The sequence below is a fragment of the Streptomyces tremellae genome, assembly GCF_039540215.1.
GTDB lineage: Bacteria > Actinomycetota > Actinomycetes > Streptomycetales > Streptomycetaceae > Streptomyces > Streptomyces tremellae.
The window spans coordinates 123986-143341 of sequence record NZ_BAABEP010000004.1 but is presented as its reverse complement, the minus strand read 5'-3'; the positions used below and the strand labels follow the sequence as shown (position 1 = coordinate 143341).

Genomic DNA, 19356 nt, shown 5'->3' with positions numbered 1-19356 from the left:
CTCCTGGAGGCCGTCGCCCGGGCCCGGGGCCGGCAGCGCCGCCGCCGGCGGCCGGCAGCCTGCGGCAGTGCTGCCCGGAGCCCCGGAGGGACCGGGCCCCCGGCCCCGGGGCGCGGCGGGACCGGGGTGCCGTGGACCGCGTCCCGCGCCCCGGCCGGGCGCGGGACGCGAATCAGCCGCGGGACAGGGCCGGGTCGGTGACGCTCTGCCTGCCGGTCTCCACGTGTCCCGCGAGCCGCCGCAGGTAGGTGTCGTCGTGGTCGGAGGTGACCGACACGTCGTACCAGTGGTCGGCCCTGGCCGTCCGCACCGTGTGCAGGGCGCTCGCGCCCGGCCGCAGCCGCACGGAGGCCGGCGCCTGGTGGCCGTACTCGTCCTTGATCGTCAGGCGTACGGGCGTGCCGCCGTGGTGGGTGAGACGCAGCCGTACGGTGCCGGAGTGCCGATCGTGCTCGGCCGTGACCTCGGGGCCCTTGCGGACGCCCGTGCCCGAGACCTGCCGCAGGAAGCCGTTCGGCCCGTGCACCGCGTGGTCGTGACGGCCGGCCGCGGGCAGCGGCACGGTGCCGGTGATCCGCCGGCCCGCGGCGACGGTCCAGGTCCAGGGCCCGTCGGCCGACGTCGTGGACGTCACGAGGAAGGCCGCGCCCGCCGTGCCGTGGGAGGCGAAGCGCAGGCTCAGCCCGTCCTGGCCGACGGCCGCGTCGGCCGCCAGGTCGTAGGGGGCGGGCATCAGGGGCCTGCGGTCGCGCTCCTGGCGGGGCAGCGCCTGGTCGGCCGGGGGCCTCGGCACCACGTCGGGGTGGCGGTCCGCGTCCTTCGGCCTGTAGGCCGCGGTGCTCGGCAGGGACGGCACGCCCTTCGAGGCGCGGCTGAAGTCGAACGCGGAGGTGAGGTCGCCGGTGACGGCGCGCCGCCAGGGCGAGATATGGGGCTCCGCGACGCCGAAGCGGCGCTCCATGAGGCGGAGGATCGAGGTGTGGTCGAAGACCTCGGAGCAGACCCGGCCGCCCCTGCTCCACGGCGAGAGCACGAACATCGGGACGCGCACACCGAGGCCGTAGGGGCCCGCGCCGCTGCTCGCCGGGGCCGAGGGGCTGGTGCGGGAGCCGAACAGCTCCTCCTCGACGGAGACCGTCGAGCCGCCCTGGGCGGGCGAGGAGGGCGGGAACGGCGGCACGACGTGGTCGAAGTAGCCGTCGTTCTCGTCGTAGGTGATCAGCAGCGCGGTCCTGCTCCATACCTCGGGGTCGGAGGTGAGCGCGTCGATCACCTGGGAGACGTACCAGGCGCCGTAGTTGGCGGGCCAGTTGGGGTGCTCGGTGAACGCCTCGGGTGCCGCGATCCAGGAGATCTGCGGGAGCCTGCCGGCCTGTACGTCGGCCTTGAGGATGTCCATGAGGCCGTCGCCCGCGGCGGCGTCCGTGCCGGTGCGGGCCTTCTCGTAGAGCGGGTCGCCCGGCTTCGCGTCGCGGTAGGCGTCGAAGTACAGCAGCGAGTTGTCGCCGTAGTTGCCGATGTACGCGTCGTCGGTCCAGCCCCAGGAGCCGGCGGCGTCCAGCCCCGTGCCGCGGTCCTGGTAGATCTTCCAGGAGACGCCGGCCTTCTCCAGGCGCTCGGGGTAGGTGGTCCAGCCGTAGCCGCGCTCGTCGTTGGTGATGACGGGCCCGCCGCCGACGCCGTCGCCCCCGACGTAACCGGACCACATGTAGTACCGGTTGGGGTCGGTCGGGCCCAGCAGCGAGCAGTGGTAGGCGTCGCAGACGGTGAACGCGTCGGCCATCGCGTAGTGGAACGGGATGTCGTCGCGCGTGAGGTACGCCATGGACGCGGCGGACTTGGCGGAGACCCAGGAGTCGTACCTGCCGTGGTTGAAGGCGGCGTGGGTGCCTTCCCAGCTGTGGTCGAGGTCTTCGAGGAAGGCCAGGCCGAGGTCGCTGCCCGAGCCGGTTGAGGGGTGGAAGGGCAGCACCTCGCCGTCGCCGCCCGGCTGGTGGAAGACGGACTTGCCGCCCGGCAGGGTCACGGCGCGGGGGTCGGCGAAGCCTCTCACGCCGCCGAGCGAGCCGAAGTACATGTCGAAGGAGCGGTTCTCCTGCATCAGGACGACGATGTGCTCGATGTCGCGCAGGCTTCCCGTGCGGTGGTGGGCCGGGATGGCGGCGGCGCGGGCGATGCTCGTCGAGAGCGTGGAGAAGGCGGCGGTGCCGCCGGCCATCTGGAGGAATCGGCGACGGTTCAGGTCGACCATCGGGTGGCCCCTTCGAGTTGCGGTGCGTGGGTCGGGGACAGACTCCGCCGCCCCGCCCGCACGGCAGGGGGCCTGGCCGCGAACCGATCACGAACTCTTGGTGAAGGGACGTGTGGCGGCCCGGCGCCCGGGGCCGGCCGCGGGATCAGCCGGAGACCGTGCCGTCCACGTACACCCAGCGGCCCTGCTCCCGCGCGAAGCGGCTGAGTTCGCCGAGCACGCCGGGCGTGCCCGACTCGGTGTAGTGGGCGCGGAAGGCGACGGTGCCGGTCGTGTGGAAGGCGGTGCCGCCGGTGGCGGCGGTGATCTCAAGCCCGGTCCAGCGGGTCGCGGCGTCGAGGCCGAGTGCGGCGGGGCGGGTGGCGGCGGCCCAGGTGCGCAGCAGGTACGGCTCGTCGCGCACGGCGAAGGCACTGTAGCGGGAGCGCATCAGCGCCTCGGCCGTCGCCGGGGCGGCGTCGCCCCGGTGGAAGGGGCCGCAGCAGGCACCGTAGGGCGCGGGCAGCCCGCACGGGCAGGGCGCGGAGTCGGCGGGCGCGGCGGGGGTCGTGGGGCGGCGGGTGCGTCGGGCCATGCGGGACATTGTCGCCCCGTGCCGTCGCGGTGGGCGACGCGCGGGCCCCGGGGCCCGCGCGGGCCGGCCGCTCGGCGATGATCGGGGCGTGGACGTGAGCGAGAGGGAGGCGGCCCGGTCATGAGGCTGACGATTCTGGGCGGCGGCGGGTTCCGGGTGCCGCTGGTGTACGGGGCGCTGCTGGGCGACCGGGGCGCGGGCCGGATCACCGAGGTCGCGCTGTACGACGTGGACGCCGAGCGGCTCGCCGCCGTGGCACGGGTGCTCGCGGACCAGGCGGCGGGGGTCGCGGGGGCGCCGTCCTTCACGGCCACCCGCGACCTGGACGAGGCGCTGCGCGGCACGGACTTCGTGTTCTCCGCGATCCGGGTGGGCGGCCTTGCGGGCCGGGCCGCGGACGAGCGGGTGGCGCTCGCGGAGGGCGTGCTCGGCCAGGAGACGGTGGGCGCGGGCGGGATCGCGTACGGCCTGCGCACGGTGCCGGTGGCGCGGGAGATCGCCCGGCGGGTGGCCGCCGTGGCGCCGGACGCCTGGGTGATCAACTTCACCAACCCGGCGGGGCTCGTCACGGAGGCGATGGCCGAGGTGCTCGGCGACCGGGTCATCGGGATCTGCGACTCGCCCGTGGGGCTCGGCCGGCGGGTGGCGCGGACGCTGGGCGTGGACCCGGACACGGCGCGCTTCGACTATGTGGGCCTCAACCACCTGGGGTGGCTGCGGGGCGTGTACGTGGCGGGGCGGGACGAGCTGCCCAGGCTGCTCGGCGATCCGGCGCTGCTCGGCTCGTTCGAGGAGGGCAGGCTGTTCGGCGCGCCGTGGCTGGCGTCGCTCGGCGCGGTGCCCAACGAGTACCTGCACTACTACTACTTCAACCGCGAGACGGTGGAGGCGTACCGCGCGGCGCGGCGCACCCGCGGCGCGTTCCTCGCCGACCAGCAGTCGGGCTTCTACGCGGAGGTGGGCGGCGCGGACGCGCCGGGGCCCGGAGCGGCGCTCGCGGCCTGGCACCGTACGCTCGCGGAGCGCGAGGCCACGTACATGGCGGCCAACAGGGACGCGGCGGGCATGGGCGAGCGGGACGAGGCCGACCTGGAGTCCGGCGGCTACGAGAAGGTGGCGCTTGCCCTGATGCGGGCGATCGCCCACGACGAACGGGCGACGCTGATCCTGAACGTGCGCAACCGCGGCACGCTGGCCGCGCTGGACGCGGAGGCGGTGGTGGAGGTGCCCTGCGCGGTGGATGCGAACGGGGCGCGACCGCTGGCGGCGGAGCCGCTGCCGCTGCACGCGACGGGCCTGGTGACGTCGGTGAAGGCGGTGGAGCGTGCGGTGCTGCGGGCCGCGGAGAGCGGGGAGCGGCCCGACGCGGTCGCCGCTTTCGCCCTGCATCCGCTGGTCGACTCGGTCTCCGTGGCGCGCCGGCTGGTGGACGGCTACGCGGCCGTCCACCCGGGCCTCGGCCATCTGCGCGGCTGACCGGGCCCCGCGGCGGGGGGAGCACTCTCCGCGTGCGGCGCCGCAGCGCACCTGAAAAACGCTGCGACGCCGCACACGTGCCCCACCCTGTCGTGATGGTCTCAAGGGCCCTCAGGTCAGGAGGAAGTCCGCCTGGCCCGACTTCGCGCCCTGGATGAAGGCGGCGATCTCGGCCGGTGTGTAGATCAGTGCGGGGCCGTCAGGGTCGGAGGACTGACGCACCGCGACTCTGCCGTCGGCCAGCTTCATGGCCTCGATGCAGTTCCCGCCGTTGCCGCCGCTCCACGGCTTGTGCCAGCCCTCTGCGCCGAGCTCTCGGGCGGGCATGCCGTTGTATATGCGATCCATTCACAGCTCCTTGCGGACATCCTTGAGGATCTCCTTCGTGCTTTGTGCAGTTGCGGCCTGCGCCGCCATCCGGTCCATGACCTCCAGGTGAGTGGCCACTTCCGGGCGCGCGTCGAGGTAGACGGCGCCGGTCAGGTACTCGCTGAAGACCATGTCCGGCAGCTCTGGTTCCGCGAATCGGAAGATCACGAACGGCCCGTAGGTGCCCGGGTGATGTCCGCTGGCGAACTCCGCGATCTGCAGGGTCACATGGGGCAGGTCGGCGGCTTCGAGCAGCCGGTCGATCTGCGCCCGCATCACCTCAGGGCCGTCGCCCACGGGACGGCGGATGACCGTCTCGTCCATGACTACCCAGAATCGCGGTGCGTTCTCCCTGGTGAGCAGCGACTGCCTGGCCATCCGGAGCGCGACGTGCCGCTCCGTCTCGCCGGGCGAGGAGCGTCCGACGGCACCCGCGGTGAGTACGGCGCGCGCGTAGTCCTCGGTCTGGAGCAGGCCGGGGACGAAGTGCGGTTCGTACTCGCGCAGCAGGGCCGCGGCGCCCTCCAGGCTGACGTACACGCTGAACCAGTCGGGCAGGATGTCGTGGAAGCGCTGCCACCAGCCCGGCTTGTTGGCCTCTTCGACGAGGCCCGTGAAGACTCCCGCCTCCTCGGGGCCCACGCCGTAGGCGGTGAGCAGCACCTGCACATAGGGGATCTTGAGCGCGACCTCGGCCGTCTCCATCCTGCGGATCGTGGCGGGAGCGACGCGCAGGAGCTTCGCGGCCTCCTCGCGTTTCAGGCCGGAGCGCTCCCGCAGGTCCTGTAGACGCCTGCCGAGCACGACCTGCCCCACGGTCGGGGCCGACCGCGGTTCACTCACTTCAGGGACCTCCCCGTTGCCACGATGTGCAAGCAGTGTGCCATGACTCTGCCAGTTAGAACACGGCACTCTGGAATTTTCAGAGTGCCACTTGCCAAGTGTCGCGGACAGGTGGAGAGTGGTCGGAGTGAACCAGTTCACGCGGTTGTCGCGCTGTGCCACGGGAGAGGCACAGCGCGGAGAAGTCGCTTCCCACCGTTAGGAATCGGTCGTGGCACCTGGTAACGCGCTCACCCCCCGGCTCGCGCCTATGTGCCCTGGCAACGTTGTCCGCCGTTACGGTTTCGAATTGCCGGCGCGCGCGGAGTCCGTGGGCCGGGCCAGGAAACTCACCGAGGACCGCCTGCTCGGCTGGGGCATCGGCAAGGGAACGTCGCAGACCGCGGTGCTGGTCGTCTCCGAACTGGTCACGAACGCCGTCGTGCACGCCGCGGGCGACCACGTGATCTGCGAGCTGCGGGTCGACCAGGAGAAGCTGCGGATAGCCGTCGAGGACCAGGGATACGGGCCGACGGGACCCCAGCTCCAGCGGGGCAGCGCGGACGAGGGCGGCCGGGGCCTCTTCCTCGTCGACTCCGTGTGCAGCTGCTGGGGAGCCCAGGACACCTCGGGCTACGGTCCCGGACGCGTCGTGTGGGCCGAGCTGCCGCTGCGGACGGACGCGCCGTGTTGAGGAGCGCGCGGGCGGCGCTCCTGCGCCTCGGCCGCGGACCGCGCGCCGCGGGCCCCGTCCGCGCCGACGGCACCGTCCGGCTCCCGCTCCCGGACACGCTGCCCGCCTCGCTGGGGTGCGACGCGGTGGGGGTGCCCGCGCGCCACGGCTTCCGGCTGATGGCGCGGATGCCGCGCACCGGCTGCGTCTTCGCCGACACCGACTGGTGGTGGTGGATCGTGCCGGCCGGCTCCGACCTCGAACTCTCCTGGCCCGCGCCCGCGCGGTACGTGGCGGGGATCAGCGTCCCCGCAGCGCGGCCGCGCCTGATCCACTGGCCGGACGACCGCACGCCCTACACCCCGCCGATCCCCTTCTACCTCATGGTCTGCCAGCTCGCGGGCACCGCCCCCGCCTGGACCGGGGGCGCCCTGCCCGCGCCGCGCGGGAGCGCCCGCGCCTGAGCCGCGGGCGCCCGCCCCGGCCCTCCCGTCCTCTCCCGTCCCCCGGCTCAGTCCGTGCGGACCACGTCGAGCAGGAGCGCCTGGCCGGGGGCGAGGGTGGGCAGCGGCACGCCGGCGGTCGCGAGGACCGCGCCCGGCAGCGTCACCCAGCCGTCGAGCGCGGCGGCGAACCACGCGGGACCCGACACCTGGTGCAGCCGGGGCAGCCCCGGCTCGTCGCGCACCCGCACGCGGTACCGGCCCGCCGCGTCGAGGCCCGGCAGCAGGACCCGGCCCGCCTGCGCGTCCGCCGACGTCGCCACCCGCGCCCAGCAGTACAGCGCCTCGGAGCCGTCGCGCGCGACGACGCCGTGCAGCAGCACCGCGTCGTCGGGCAGGTCGGCCCGCACGGTGCGGCCGCCGTGCAGCAGCGGCCGCTTCTCCTTGTACAGCGCGGCCCACCGGGTCAGCGCGGCCCGCTCCCCCGCGTCGCGCGCGGTGAGGTCGTCCTCGATGCCCGCGTGCCCGAACAGCGCGGTGGCCAGCCGGAACGACGCGTCGGTCGTCCGGCCCGTGGTGTGCGCGACCGGGGCCCCGACATGTGTGCCGATCAGCTCGGGCGGCAGGACCTGCGCGGTCCAGCGCTGGATCGCCTGCCGCTCCACCGGATCGTTGCAGTCGGAGGCCCACACCCGGTCCGTACGCGCGAGGATGCCGAGGTCGACCCGGCCGCCGCCGGAGGAGCAGCTCTCGATCTCAAGACCGGGATGGCGCTGTCTGAGCGTGTCGAGGAGCCGGTACAGCGCCTCCGTCTGCGCGTGCACGCCAGGCCGGTCCCGGCCGCCGGCGCCGCGGTGGACGGCTTCGAGCAGATCGCGGTTGTAGTCCCACTTGAGGTAGTCGACGGCGTACCGGGTGACGATCGTGTCGAGCGCACCCAGCAGGTACGCCCAGGCGTCCGGGTGGCCGAGGTTGACGGCGTACTGGTGGCGCATGCTCGGGCCGAGGCCCGCCGAGGGGCCGAGCAGCCACTCCGGGTGCTCCCTGGCGAGCCGCGAGTCGAGGTTGGCCATCTCGGGCTCGACCCAGAGGCCGAACTGCATGCCGTGCCCGTGCACCCGGTCCGCCAGCGGCCCGAGGCCGTCCGGCCACACCTCCTCGTCGACGGTCCAGTCGCCGAGCCCCGCCGTGTCGTCCCGGCGCCCCGCGAACCAGCCGTCGTCGAGGACGAGGCGCTCCACCCCCACGTCGGCCGCGAGGTCGGCGAGTTCGAGCAGCCGCTCGATGCGGTGGTCGAAGTAGACGGCCTCCCAGGTGTTGAGGGTCAGGGGGCGCGGGCCCGCCGGGTGGCCGGGCCTCGCACGCAGCCGGTCGTGGAACCGGTCGGCGAGGCCGTCGAGCCCCCGGTCGGACCAGGTGAAGAGGGACTCGGGCGAGGTGTACGACTCCCCCGGCGCGAGCCGGATCTCGCCCGGCGCGAGCAGTTCGCCGCCGCCGAGGACCGCGCCGTGCACGCCGGCACCCTCCGGCAGCCGCTCGGCCAGCCAGCGCTGGTCACCGCTCCACGCCACGTGCAGCCCCCACACCTCGCCGTCCCTGAAGCCGAAGCCCGGCACGCCGAGCGCCAGCAGGTACGGGGCTTCGAGGCCCGGCCTGCCGCGCCGCACGGAGCGCACATGGCTCCCGTGGGCGAGGGCGGCGCGCTGCGGGACCCGCTCCCTGCACCACTTGCCGGTGAAGTCGAGCACCTCGGTGGCGCGCGCGGGCACCGGCAGCAGCGTGGTCACCGCCGCCAGGTCGTACGGCGCCCCGTCCGCTCCGTCCCCGGCCGGGCGGGCGACCTCGGTGGTGACGCCGAGGACGCCGGCCGCGTCGAGCCGGTAGACGAGGGTCAGGGCGAGCCCGCTCACCTCGTCGTCGAGGCGCAGGGTGAGCTCGCGCTCGCCGACGTCGGCCCCCGCGAGCCGGGGGCGCGGCGTGGTGCCCGTGCCGCCGCGGTGGCCCTCGTGGGCCGGGGTGCCGCTCCATCCGTCTGCCTCGGTGGGCCAGACGGTGAAGCGCCGCGGCACGTCGGGCGCGCTGTTGAGGACGGCGCCGTCCGCGGTCGCGCTCAGCGCGGCGAGGTCGTCCGCGCCGCGCTCCCCGAGGTCCGCGCCCCAGTGCAGGACGCGGGGCAGGGGGTCGCAGAGCTCCACGACGAAGCTCACTCCGGCCGCACGCAGATGGGCGATCCGCGCGGTGGTGCGGGTCAATGCAGTGTCCTCTCGAACCGTTGGGGGGTGGCGCGCCCTGCGGGTGTCAGTCGTCGCGCTGCGCGAGGAGCTTCCTCGTCTCCCGGGCGATCTGCGGGAACACGTCGTCGCCGCGGTCGTGGGCGAAGAAGGACTGGAGCAGGGGCTGGACGGTCTTCTGGATCGCCGTGCCGTTGCCGTAGGCGGGCACCGGGTAGAGGGCGCCGGACTTCTGCGCGTCGACGAAGGACGACAGGTCGACGCCCTTCTTCTTCAGCGCCGCGGCGGAGGCGTCCATGGACGCCGGGATGGACGGGAAGAACGTGCCGCTGCGGCCGGCCGCGGTCTGGCACGGCTCGGACTCCTGGTAGGAGACCCACTGCCAGGCCAGGTCCTTGTGCCGGGAGCCGGACCAGATCATGTTGCCGTTGGAGTTGCTCTCCGCCGCCCGCCTGCCGGTCGGGCCCTTGGGCTCGGGCGCGAGGCCGAAGCGGAGCTTCGGGATGCCCGGGTACTGGGTCGCGGACCAGGAGCCGTCGTCGGCGATGGCGACCTTGCCCGAGCCGAGGAGCTGGGAGCTGCTCGGCGCGTTGCCCGCCGAGGTGAACTCGCCCTCGGTGGGCGCGTACCCCTCGTCGGTGATCTTCCGCACCCAGTTCATCGTCCTGACGAACCGGGGGTCGTCGTAGCGGAAGACGGTGGGCCACTGCGGCCTGTCGCCCATGCGCCAGCCGAGGGTGGAGACCAGCGGGTTCCAGGAGGTCTGGCCGGTGAAGTCCTGCACGCCGAGGGCGCCGATCCCGTAGACCTCGACGTGCTTCCTGTCGAAGCCGCTCTGGTCGCCGCGGCGGCCGTGGGAGTCGACGGTGAGGTGGGCGATCATGGCGCCGAAGGTGCCTCCGTCGTCCGGGTTCCAGGTGAGGTCGTCGATGTCGGCCGCGGTGTAGCCGGCCTTCGTGAGCATGTCCTTGTTGTAGTAGAGGCCCGCGGTGGCCCAGTCCATCGGCAGCGCGTACAGCTTGCCGTCGGTGTAGCGGTACGAGTCGGTGCCCGTCGCGTACTGCTTCAGGTCGAGTCCCGACTTCTTCACGTACCCGTCGAGCGGCTCCAGTTGGCCGAGGGCGGCGTACTGCTGGAAGAACTGGCCGCTGTTCATGAAGGCGTCGGGCGCGGTGTCGGCGACGAAGCCGGAGAGCAGCTTGGTGAAGTAGTCGTTGACGTCGTACTGGCTGATCCTGACGGTGACGCCCGGGTGGTCCTTCTCGAAGGCGTCGGCGCACGTCTGGTAGGCGGCGGCCTGCTTGTCGTCCCAGGTCCACCAGTTGACGGTGGTGCCGCCCGCCGTGGCGGACCCGGCGCCGCAGCCGCTGACGACGGCGGCGAGCCCGGCGGCCGCGGCCGCCGCGACCAGCCTGCGTGCCCTGGTGCGCATCCTCATCGTTCCTCGTCTCCTCGTGCGGTCGCGGCGCCGAACGCGGACAGCGCGTCGGCGAGGTCCTCGTGCCCGCCCGCCTCGTGGCCGTTGAACTCCCAGGCCCTGATGGTCTTCGGGCCCGCGTAGGCGTGGTACGCGCCGAAGACGGTGGAGGGCGGGCAGACGTCGTCCGCGAGCCCGGTGGAGAAGCGGCCGGGCGCCAGGGCGCGCCGGGCGAAGCCGACCCCGTCGAAGTGGGCGAGCGTCTCGAACACCGCGTCGGCCGAGGACCTGCGGGCCCCGAGGTAGCCGGTGATCTCGCGGTAGGGGCCGGTGCCCGTGACGCGCAGGGCGCGGCGCACGTCGGTGAGGAGCGGGGCCTGGAAGAACCCGGCGGCGAGGCCGGGCACGAGGCCGGCCACCGCGAGAGCGATGCCGCCGCCCTGGCTGTTGCCCCACACGGCGACGCGCCGGGCGTCGACGCACTCCAGACCGCGGACCGCGTCCACCGCGCGTACGGCGTCGGTGAAGACCCTGCGGTAGTAGTACGTCTCCTTGTCCTCGATGCCCCGGGTGGCGAAGCCGGGGTGCGCGGGGGCGCTGCCGACGGGGTCGCCGGTGGCGCCGCCCGCGTGGGCCCCGCCCTGGCCGCGCGCGTCCATGATCAGGTGTGCGTAGCCCGCGGACGCCCAGACGAGGTCGTCGTAGGGGCCGCCGCGACCGCTGCCGTAGCCGTGGTACTGGACGACGGCGGGCAGCGGCGCGTCGCCGCGGTCCCTGGGCAGGCGCAGCCAGCCCCGCACGGGGTGGCCGCCGAAGCCGGGGAACTCGGCGTCGTAGACGTCGACGGTGCGCAGCGCGGTGGGGACGGGGGTGAGGACGGCGCCGTCGCCGGCCGCGCGTGCCCCGGCGAGCGTGCCGTGCCAGAACGCGTCGAACCCGGGCGGGTCCTGGTGGCCGCTGCGGTACTCCCACAGCGCGGGGAGGTCCAGATCGCTCAGCATGCGGGCCTCAGCTCGCCGTCGAGGGTGACGGCGGCGCCCGCGGCCACGGTGACCTCGGTCTCGGCCGAGCCGTGCACGACGGGTACGGGCTCCGCGCCGTCGCCGCCGACCCGCCGGAGCGTGACGGCGGTCAGGGCACCGTCGCGCCAGGCGAGGTCGACGGCGAGGCCGCCACGGCACCGCAGGCCCGTGGCGCTGCCCTCGCCCCAGCCCGCGGGCAGGGCGGGGAGCAGTCTGATCCGGCCGCCGTGGCTCTGCACGACGAGTTCGGCGAGGCCGGCGGGGAGGCCGAAGTTGCCGTCCATCTGGAACGGCGGGTGGGTGGAGAGGAGGTTCGGCAGCAGGCCGCCCCAGACAGAGCCGTCGACGGGCGCGTGCGTGCCCGTGTCGTGGTCCAGCGGGCGTACGGCCTCGGCGAACAGCGCGCGTGCGGTGTCGCCGTCGCCGAGGCGGGCGCGCAGCGCGATCTTCCACGCCCATGACCAGCCCATGGCGCCAGGCCCCCGGCGCTCAAGCAGCCGCAGGGCCGCCGCCGCGAGTTCCGGGGTGGTGTCGGGGGTGATCTGGTCGAGCGGGTAGACGGCGGCCATCGGCGACAGGTGCCGGTGCCGGGGGTCCTCCTCCGGCAGGTCGTCGGCCCACTCCCTGAGGTGGCCGGCCGCCGTGGCGCCGGGGGTGCGCAGGCGGGGCAGGGCCGCCTCGATCTCGGCGCACAGCGGATCGTCGCCCGCGCCGGTGATCCGGGCGGCGGCCAGCGCCCTGGTGAGGGTGGCGCGGACGAGGGCGGTGTCGATGGCGGCGGACCGGGTGAGCGCCTCGGGCCTGCCCCGCGGGGAGAGGAAGTGGTTCTCCGGCGAGGTGGAGGGGAGCGTGTCGAGGAGGCCGTCGTCGCCCTCGACGAGCCAGTCGAGGCAGAAGGCCGCCTGCCCGCGCAGCACGGGCCAGGCCCGCTCGCGCAGGAAGGCGGTGTCGCGGGTGAAGTCGTAGTGGTCCCACAGGTGCTGGGCGAGCCAGGCGCCGCCCATCATCCACAGCGCCCACGACGGGTCGCCGTGGCCCATGCCGACGGGCAGGGCCCAGCCCCACATGTCCGTGTTGTGGTGGGCGACCCAGCCCCGGGTGCCGTACAGGGAGCGGGCGGCCTCCGCGCCGGTCGCGGCGAGCCGGTCGAGCAGCCGGAACAGCGGTTCGTGGCACTCGCCGAGGCCGGTCGGCTCGGCGGGCCAGTAGTTCATCTCGGTGTTGATGTTGAGGGTGTAGTTGGAGGACCAGGCGGGGCGCAGCTCCGCGTTCCACATGCCCTGGAGGTTCGCGGGCGGGCCGCCGCCCGGACGGGAGCAGGACGCCAGCAGGTAGCGGCCGAGCTGGAACATCACCGTCGCGGTGAGGTGTTCGTCCGCGCCGGAGAGGAGGTCGCGGGCGACGTCGTGGGTGCCTGCGCGGCGGGTGCCGAAGGTCAGGCGCGCGGCGGCGAGGAGGGGCCGCAGGTCGTCTCGGTGGGCGCGCAGGAGGGCCTCGGGGCCCTGGGTGAGGGCGCGGTGCGCGGTGGCCGCGGCCCTGGCGCGGTGCTCGGCGCGGGCGGCGGGGGCCCTGCCGTGCCACACGTCGGCGGCGGCCGAGGAGGACGAGACGGTGACGAGCAGCCGGGTCATGCCGGAGACCGACCAGGTGCCGTCGGCGACGGTCACCCGGCCGTCGGTGTCGACGCGCACGGCGAGCACGGCGTACGGGTCGTAGCCGCCCGCGCGGGTCGCGGCGTCGGCGGCGGCCTCGTCCCCCGGGTGCTCGGCGTAGCGCAGCGGCTCGGCGACGCCCTGTTCGTGCAGGGGCGCGCCGTCGACGGGCAGGGCGGCCGCCAGTGTGAGGCCCTCGGGCGACGCGGTGCGGCGCAGGGCGCGCAGCGGGGTCGTCAGGGCGAGGGTGGCGGCGAGGGTGCCGCCGGTGACCGCGAGGTCGAGGCAGAGCGCCTCGGCGGGGCGGCTCGCCCAGGTCCTGCGGCGCACGGTCAGCGGCCCCTCGGTGGCCGACTCCTCGACCACGCCGTCGTCGAGGCCGAGGGTGCGTCCGCCGTAGCGCGCCGCCGCGGTCAGGCCGAGGCCGAGGGTGAGGTCGGCGAACGGCAGGTACTCCTGGCTGTAGCGGCCCTCGAAGGCCATCAGAAGGGACTCCGCGCCGCGGTGGTCGCCCGCGCGCAGCGCGTCGCGCGCCGCGGCGAGCCTGCCGGGGCCCGCGCCCGCGGCCCGTACGGCGGCGAGGCCCTCGGCGGGGGTGGCGGGGGTGCCGGACCACAGCGTCGAGTCGTTGATCTGGACACGCGCGGACGTGGTGCCCCCGAAGACCATGGCACCGAGGCGGCCGTTGCCGACCGGTGCGGCCTCGTGCCATGCGGCGGCCGGCCTCGGCCAGTGCAGTCGCAGGTCGTCGTTCATGGGTGGCGGTTCCTGGTTTTCTACTTGATGCCGGTGAAGCCGATGGAGTTGACGATGCGTCGGCCGAAGACCATGAAGAGGACGAGCATCGGCAGGGCGGCGATCATGGTGGCGGCCATCAGGCCCGCCCAGTCGGGTGCGGCCTGCGGCGAGGACTGCTTGAACACGCCGAGCGCGAGGGTGAGGGGCCGCGCGTGCTCGTCGTTGGTGACGAGCAGCGGCCAGAAGTAGTCGTTCCAGGTGTTGATGAACGTCAGCAGGGAGAGCGTCGCGAGGGGCGCGGACGTCATCGGCAGGGTGATGGTGAAGAAGATCCGCATCCGGCTCGCGCCGTCCACCACGGCGGCCTCCTCGACCTCGGTGCTGAGTCCGAGCATGAACTGGCGCAGGAAGAAGATGTCGAAGGCGGAGAAGAAGGCCCCGGGCAGGATCAGGCCGGTGAACGAGTTCAGCTGGTGGATGTCGCGGATGAAGATGAAGTTGGGCAGCAGGGTGAGGATCGCGGGGACCATCAGCGCGCCGAGGAGGACGTTGAACACGGCGCCCCGGCCGCGCCAGCGCAGCCGGGAGAAGGCGTACGCGGCCATCGCCGAACAGAACACCACGAGGGCGGTCTGCACCGTCGCGTACACGATCGAGTTCCGCAGGTACAGGGCGGTGTCGAGCGAGGCGCCCGAGCCGCCCTGGGCCTGGGCCTCGGCGCGTGAGGCGAGGCCCAGGGCGCGTTCGAAGGCGCCCCAGGTGAAGTCGACGGGCAGGAAGGACGACGGGGCGGTGGGCAGCGCCACGTTGTTGGACAGCGCGGTCCGCAGGATCCAGTAGAAGGGGAAGACCGTCACGACCAGCACGACGGCGACGAAGACCCAGGCGGCGAGCCTGCCGGGCGAGAAGGGGCGGCGCTTGCCCGGCGGGGCCCCGCGTCCGCCGGTGCCCTCGGTGGTGCGGGTCCCGCCCGACGTGAGCATGGACATGGACGGGCTCCTCTAGTTCAGGTCGGTCTCGCCCGCGCGTGCGAGGCGCATCTGCGTGAAGGTGATGGCGATGAGGAGGACGAACAGGGCGAGCGACATGGTCGAGGCGTAGCCGAAGTCGAGTTCGCCGAAGCCCTTCTCGTAGATGTACATCTGGAGCACGTTGGAGGCGTTCGCCGGGCCTCCCTGGGTGGTGACCGACACGATGTCGAAGACCTGGAACGAGCCGATGACGGTGAGGATGACGACCATCACCAGGATCGGCCGCAGCAGCGGGACGGTCAGGCGGCGGAACATCTGGAACTCGCTCGCGCCGTCGAGCCGCCCCGCCTCGTAGACGGACGGCGGGATGGTCTGGAGCCCGGCGAAGATCAGGACGGCGTTGTAGCCCATCGACTTCCACACGCTCACCGCGGCGAGCGAGGGGACGGCCCAGCTGCTGTCGCTGAAGAACAGCAGGTGGACCCCGGTGATCTTCTCCAGCAGCTGGCTGACGATGCCGAGTTGCGGGTCGAGCATCCACTGCCACACCAGGGCGGCGACCACCCCGGAGATCAGGAACGGCAGGATGATCAGGCCCCTGATCACGGTGGAGCGGGTGAGCCGGTGCAGGACGACCGCGGTCACCAGCGAAAGGAGCACGCCGATGACGACGGAGAGCGCCACGAAGTACACGGTGACGAGCAGCGAGTGCCAGAACACCGCGTCGCCGGCCAACTCGCGCCAGTTGGCCAGGCCGACCCACCGGGGCGCGGTGAGGATGTGGAAGGACGTGAAGCTGTAGTAGATCCCGCGGACGGTGGGGTAGGCGAAGAAGACGAGGAACCCGGCGACCGCGGGCGTGATCAGCAGCCACGCGAGTCTCCCGTCTCCCCTGCGGTGGGCGGCCGGCGCCGCCGCGGTGCGCGGCGGACGGCGGCCGCCCGAGCGGCGCCCCGGCGCAGCGGGGTGTTCGTTGACGATCTGCGCCACGGCGCACTCCTCGGCACTCGGACGGTTGGTGGGACGGGCCGCGCTGCGGCTACTGGACGGTGATCTGGTCGATGTCGGCGACGCTGTCGCCCGGGTTGCCGAAGGCGATGGTGTTGTCGCCCGCCGTCAGCTCCATCGGGACGGTGACGCTCTGGGTGTGGTCCCAGTCGTTGTCGCCGGTACCGGAGAACGGCAGCTGGAGGATGTGCCCGTTGACGGTGACGACGCCCTGGCGGCTGGTGTCGCCGTCTGCGTAGGCGACGGTGACCAGGTAGGTGCCGTCGCGGTCCGCGGTGACGTGGTCGAAGGTGACGGTGGCGGCGCCGCCGATGTTGCCCGCCTTCTTGCCGCCGGCGCACCCGGCGCAGCCGGACGCGGTGGCGCCGCCCGCGAGCACGGCGTCCTCGCCCTGGTAGGTGACGGGGCCGCCGGGGCCCGCTGTGGTGACCGGCACGGCGGTGCTCGCCGCGGAGCTCCTGCCGCGGGAGTCCACCGCGGTGACGGTGTAGCGGTGTGCTGACGCGGGGGCGAGCCCGGAGACGGTGGCCGAGGTGGTGGCGGCGCCGGTGGCGGCGACCTTCCTGCCGTGGTCGCGGAGGTCGTAGCGGGCGATCGTCGCGCCCTTCGCCGGGACGGCGGGGTCCCAGGCCAGGGAGACGGAGGTGGCGGTGGCGGAGGTGCCGTGGGCGCCGGTCGGGACGGTGGGGGCCGCGGTACCGCGCGGGGTGACGGTCAGCAGGCGGGAGCCGTGGGCGGGCAGGGCCGCGCCGAATGCGCCCTTCGCCGCGCCGAGGTCGCGGTGGCTCCACACGTCCTTGACGTCGGCGGTGCCGTCGAAGCCGAGGTCGCGCCAGTGCGCGGTGGCGGGCGCGGCGGAGGAGCCGAGGTTGAACAGGGCGACGGTGTAGCTGCCGTCGGCGTTGCGCGCGTACCAGGTCTGCTGCTCGGACGACTGGCTGACGGGCTTGGCCGGACGCCCGGCCTGGTCGATGGCGATGACGTCGTCGTTGGTGAGGAGCTTCTTGCCGAAGCTGTCGAGTCTGGTGAGGTCGTCGCCGAGGTAGAGCGGCGCGGCCTCGACGGCCCACAGGGTCAGGTAGCTCTGCCGCTCGTCCTCGGTGAGGCCGTCCATCGCACCGCTGCCGACGTCGACGGAGTCGAGGTTGTTCCAGTGGCCGGGCCCCGCGTCGGGTATCCACTGCACGACGTCGCGCCAGCGCTGCTTCACCGAGGCGTCCCAGGTGACGAGGGTGTCGCAGTAGCACTCGACGTCGGTGTCGATGCGCCAGCCGTTGCTGTTCTTCTTCCAGTCGTCGGCGTAGGCGTGGCTGAGGGCCCAGGAGAGGGTGAACTCGACGGGCCTGCCGGTGTCGTCGAGCGCGGTCCGCCAGGCCGCGGCGTCGGCGCGGTTGTCGTACTGGTCGCCGCCCTTGAAGGAGCCGGGGCCCACACCGTCGAGCTTGAGGAAGTCGACGCCCCAGCTCGCGTAGAGGTCCGCGACGGAGTCCGTGTACTTCTGCGCGCAGGGCCGGGAGTAGTCGATCTTGTAGGCGCTGTCCCAGCCGTTGGTGGTGCGCAGGTCGGGGTAGACGATGTCGCCTGTGGTGCAGCCGGGCGCCCCGTGGACGGGCGTGGTGCCGTCGCCGTACGCCTCGGGGTCGAGGCCGACCGCCTGGTAGATGCCTGCCTTGAGGCCGAGGGCGTGGAGTCTCGCGTCGACGTAGGCGATGCCGTGGGGGAAGCGCTTGGCGTCGGGGACGGGGCGACCGTAGCGGTCGAAGCTGGTGGACCAGCCCGCGTCGATGTTGACGTGGTCGTAGCCGTGCTTCTTGAAGGTCGCGGCGAGCACCTTGGCCTGCTGGAGGACATGGGCCTCGGTGAGGTAGCTCGCCGCCCCGTCGGGGTTGACGCCCGGGTAGTTGGTGGACTCCAGGCTCCAGCTGCTCCAGCCCATGTAGGGCTTCTGGGCGAGCGGGGCCCGGTGGCCTGCCTGGTCCGGCGCCCGGTGTGCGGCCGCCGCCTGCGGGGTGGCGGCGGGGGTCGCGGCGGCCGGCGCGGCGAGTCCCGCCGTCGCGAGTGCCAGGGCCGCGAGGGTGCCGAGCGCGGCCACCCAGCCCCTCCCCGCCCGGCCCGGGGCCGGCGCGGCGCGCGGGGCGTCCGCGGGTCTCCCCTCCTGTGCCTGTGCGGGTGTCGCTCTGTACGGCCCTCTGAGCGCCATGGTCTGCTCCGTCCCGCCGCTGCGCTGCGGCTGGTCATGGGCGGTGTCCCGGTAGAAGGAGGATCGGACGTGTGCGGGTCCCGCTCGGCTCTGCCGGCCCACACGCCCGGGGCTCGCCCCTGAGGGGGACGAGGTGCCGCGACTGTAGACAGTGTTTCCTTCCGTGGTCAATATATTGTTCCGGCGGTTTTTCCGGGAGATCCGGGAGGACCGCGCGCATGACCGAGAAACTTCGAAGCGACCGCCTGGGCAGATCTCTGTCCCATTGACTTCCGACAGAAGGTAATGTGCGGCTGTGAGTCTCTCCAGCCAGCCCCCCGCCGCCGCCCTGGTGTTCCAGACCCTCCTGACGCAGGGCCCGCTCACCCGGGCCGAACTCGGCCGGCGCACGGGCCTGTCGTCCGGCGCCGTCACCAAGGTGTCCACGCCGCTGCTCGCGGACGGCTGGATCACCGAGATGGGGCAGCCCGCGGGGGAACGGCAGCCCGGCAGGCCGGCCACTCTCGTCGCAGTGCGGCCGGAGCGCGCCAGATTCATCGGGGTCAAGGTCACGGCGGACGAGCTGATCGGGGTGGCCGCCGACCTGACGGCCACCCCGCTCGCCACCCGCAGGACCCCCCTCGGCTCACGCGACGTGGGCACGGTGGTGCGCGCCATCGCGCGGCTCGTCGCGCGGCTCGCGGACGGCGGGGGCGGTCCCGCGGTGCACAGTGTCGGCGTGACCATCTCCGGCGACGTGGACGGGCACACCGGAGTGGTGCGCTACTCGCCGTTCCTCGACTGGCGCGGTGTGCGCCTCGCGGACCTCGTGGAGCGCGCCACGGGCGTCCCCACCGTCATCGACAACGACGTGCGGGCGCTCACGGTCGCCGAGCAGTGGTTCGGTTCCGGCGCGGGACTCTCCTCGTTCGCGCTGGTCACGGTGGGCGCGGGGATCGGCTGCGGCATTTCGGTCGGCGGTCGCCTGGTGTCGGGGGCGCACGGGGTGTCCGGCGAGATCGGCCATCTGCCGGTGGGCGGCGCGCTGGGCTCCGCCCAGGTGTGCACCTGCGGCAACACCGGCTGTGTCGAGGCGATCGCGTCCACCCAGGCCATCGTGGACCAGGCGCGCGAGGAGACCGGCGATCCCGGTCTGACGCTGGCCGAGGCCGTACGGCTCGCCCACAGCGGCGACGAGGCGGCGCGCGCGGTCTTCACCAGGGCGGGCCGCGCGCTGGGGCTCGCGATCGCGTCGGTGGCCAATCTGATCGGACCCGAGCGGATCATCATCTCCGGTGAGGGCGTCGCGTCGTACGACCTGTTCGCCGACCAGATCCGCAGGTCGTTCACGGCACAGGCGTTCGGCACGGCCGCGGAGTGCGACCTCGTGGTGCGGCCGCTGCCGTTCGAGGCGTGGGCGCGCGGCGGCGCGGCGGTCGCGGCCCAGCGGCTGTTCGCGCCGGCGGGGGCGGGGCCGCAGTCCGCGTCCTGAGCGCCGGGGCGGGGCGGTGCGCCCTGCCCCGGCCGGGG

Annotated in this window: 15 protein-coding genes; 4 read left to right on the top strand and 11 right to left on the bottom strand. The window is 73.8% G+C overall.

What is annotated here, in order from left to right; translation table 11 throughout:
• Positions 1 to 172: 172 nt before the first annotated feature.
• The gene (locus ABEA77_RS05455) at positions 173 to 2251 is read right to left on the bottom strand and encodes a phosphocholine-specific phospholipase C (protein WP_345641929.1); all 2079 of its coding nucleotides are present in this window, start codon (positions 2249 to 2251) and stop codon (positions 173 to 175) included.
• Between the two features lie 145 nt (positions 2252 to 2396).
• Positions 2397 to 2825, bottom strand: coding sequence for a YchJ family protein (locus ABEA77_RS05450; protein ID WP_345641926.1), 429 nt, complete (start codon positions 2823 to 2825; stop codon positions 2397 to 2399).
• A gap of 120 nt (positions 2826 to 2945) precedes the next feature.
• Here ABEA77_RS05450 and ABEA77_RS05445 point away from each other — a divergent pair, with 120 nt between their 5' ends.
• Positions 2946 to 4301, top strand: a complete 1356-nt coding sequence (locus ABEA77_RS05445; protein WP_345641923.1) for a 6-phospho-beta-glucosidase — start codon at positions 2946 to 2948, stop codon at positions 4299 to 4301.
• Between the two features lie 111 nt (positions 4302 to 4412).
• Here the strand turns inward: ABEA77_RS05445 and ABEA77_RS05440 are convergent, their stop codons facing one another.
• Positions 4413 to 4649: a DUF397 domain-containing protein gene (locus tag ABEA77_RS05440; protein WP_345641920.1), complete on the bottom strand. Its 237-nt coding sequence runs from the start codon at positions 4647 to 4649 to the stop codon at positions 4413 to 4415.
• A complete protein-coding gene (locus tag ABEA77_RS05435; RefSeq protein ID WP_345641917.1) occupies positions 4650 to 5513 on the bottom strand; it encodes a helix-turn-helix domain-containing protein in 864 nt (287 codons plus the stop codon).
• A 211-nt stretch (positions 5514 to 5724) separates the two neighbouring features.
• Between ABEA77_RS05435 and ABEA77_RS05430 the strand changes: the two genes are divergently transcribed.
• Together ABEA77_RS05430 and ABEA77_RS05425 are read left to right on the top strand one after the other, a co-directional pair.
• The gene (locus ABEA77_RS05430) at positions 5725 to 6186 is read left to right on the top strand and encodes an ATP-binding protein (RefSeq protein WP_345641915.1); all 462 of its coding nucleotides are present in this window, start codon (positions 5725 to 5727) and stop codon (positions 6184 to 6186) included.
• Positions 6180 to 6629, top strand: a complete 450-nt coding sequence (locus ABEA77_RS05425; protein WP_425588200.1) for a hypothetical protein — start codon at positions 6180 to 6182, stop codon at positions 6627 to 6629. The genes ABEA77_RS05430 and ABEA77_RS05425 overlap by 7 nt, the downstream gene beginning before the upstream one ends.
• Before the next feature lie 47 nt (positions 6630 to 6676).
• On the opposite strand, the gene ABEA77_RS05420 is transcribed toward ABEA77_RS05425, so the two are convergent.
• The 7 genes from ABEA77_RS05420 to ABEA77_RS05390 are packed head-to-tail and all read right to left on the bottom strand — an operon-like array spanning position 6677 to position 17739.
• Complete coding sequence (locus tag ABEA77_RS05420; protein ID WP_345641912.1) at positions 6677 to 8860, bottom strand: alpha-galactosidase; 2184 nt, start codon at positions 8858 to 8860, stop codon at positions 6677 to 6679.
• A gap of 46 nt (positions 8861 to 8906) precedes the next feature.
• A complete protein-coding gene (locus ABEA77_RS05415; protein ID WP_345641909.1) occupies positions 8907 to 10271 on the bottom strand; it encodes an ABC transporter substrate-binding protein in 1365 nt (454 codons plus the stop codon).
• Between the two features lie 2 nt (positions 10272 to 10273).
• The gene (locus tag ABEA77_RS05410) at positions 10274 to 11257 is read right to left on the bottom strand and encodes an acetylxylan esterase (protein WP_345641906.1); all 984 of its coding nucleotides are present in this window, start codon (positions 11255 to 11257) and stop codon (positions 10274 to 10276) included.
• Positions 11251 to 13686 carry a glycosyl hydrolase family 95 catalytic domain-containing protein gene (locus ABEA77_RS05405; RefSeq protein ID WP_345641904.1) on the bottom strand — a complete coding sequence of 812 codons (2436 nt, stop codon included), beginning with the start codon at positions 13684 to 13686 and terminating at the stop codon, positions 11251 to 11253. The genes ABEA77_RS05410 and ABEA77_RS05405 overlap by 7 nt, the downstream gene beginning before the upstream one ends.
• Positions 13687 to 13706: 20 nt before the next feature.
• Positions 13707 to 14657, bottom strand: coding sequence for a carbohydrate ABC transporter permease (locus ABEA77_RS05400; protein ID WP_425588199.1), 951 nt, complete (start codon positions 14655 to 14657; stop codon positions 13707 to 13709).
• A 12-nt stretch (positions 14658 to 14669) separates the two neighbouring features.
• Positions 14670 to 15629, bottom strand: a complete 960-nt coding sequence (locus ABEA77_RS05395; protein ID WP_345641901.1) for a carbohydrate ABC transporter permease — start codon at positions 15627 to 15629, stop codon at positions 14670 to 14672.
• 49 nt (positions 15630 to 15678) lie between these two features.
• Positions 15679 to 17739 (bottom strand): fibronectin type III domain-containing protein, encoded by a 2061-nt coding sequence (locus ABEA77_RS05390; RefSeq protein ID WP_345641899.1) that lies wholly within the window; start codon positions 17737 to 17739, stop codon positions 15679 to 15681.
• A 403-nt stretch (positions 17740 to 18142) separates the two neighbouring features.
• Here ABEA77_RS05390 and ABEA77_RS05385 point away from each other — a divergent pair, with 403 nt between their 5' ends.
• On the top strand, positions 18143 to 19318 hold the full coding sequence (locus tag ABEA77_RS05385; RefSeq protein WP_345641898.1) for an ROK family transcriptional regulator: 1176 nt from the start codon (positions 18143 to 18145) through the stop codon (positions 19316 to 19318).
• Positions 19319 to 19356: the final 38 nt, after the last annotated feature.

What these genes read in the sequence shown, in the direction of transcription:
- ABEA77_RS05455 (WP_345641929.1), bottom strand. Translation starts at nt 2,251, where the DNA reads ATGGTCGACCTGAACCGTCGCCGATTCCTCCAGATGGCCGGCGGCACC.
- ABEA77_RS05450 (WP_345641926.1), bottom strand. Translation starts at nt 2,825, where the DNA reads ATGGCCCGACGCACCCGCCGCCCCACGACCCCCGCCGCGCCCGCCGAC.
- ABEA77_RS05445 (WP_345641923.1), top strand. Translation starts at nt 2,946, where the DNA reads ATGAGGCTGACGATTCTGGGCGGCGGCGGGTTCCGGGTGCCGCTGGTG.
- ABEA77_RS05440 (WP_345641920.1), bottom strand. Translation starts at nt 4,649, where the DNA reads ATGGATCGCATATACAACGGCATGCCCGCCCGAGAGCTCGGCGCAGAG.
- ABEA77_RS05415 (WP_345641909.1), bottom strand. Translation starts at nt 10,271, where the DNA reads ATGCGCACCAGGGCACGCAGGCTGGTCGCGGCGGCCGCGGCCGCCGGG.
- ABEA77_RS05410 (WP_345641906.1), bottom strand. Translation starts at nt 11,257, where the DNA reads ATGCTGAGCGATCTGGACCTCCCCGCGCTGTGGGAGTACCGCAGCGGC.
- ABEA77_RS05405 (WP_345641904.1), bottom strand. Translation starts at nt 13,686, where the DNA reads ATGAACGACGACCTGCGACTGCACTGGCCGAGGCCGGCCGCCGCATGG.
- ABEA77_RS05400 (WP_425588199.1), bottom strand. Translation starts at nt 14,657, where the DNA reads ATGTCCATGCTCACGTCGGGCGGGACCCGCACCACCGAGGGCACCGGC.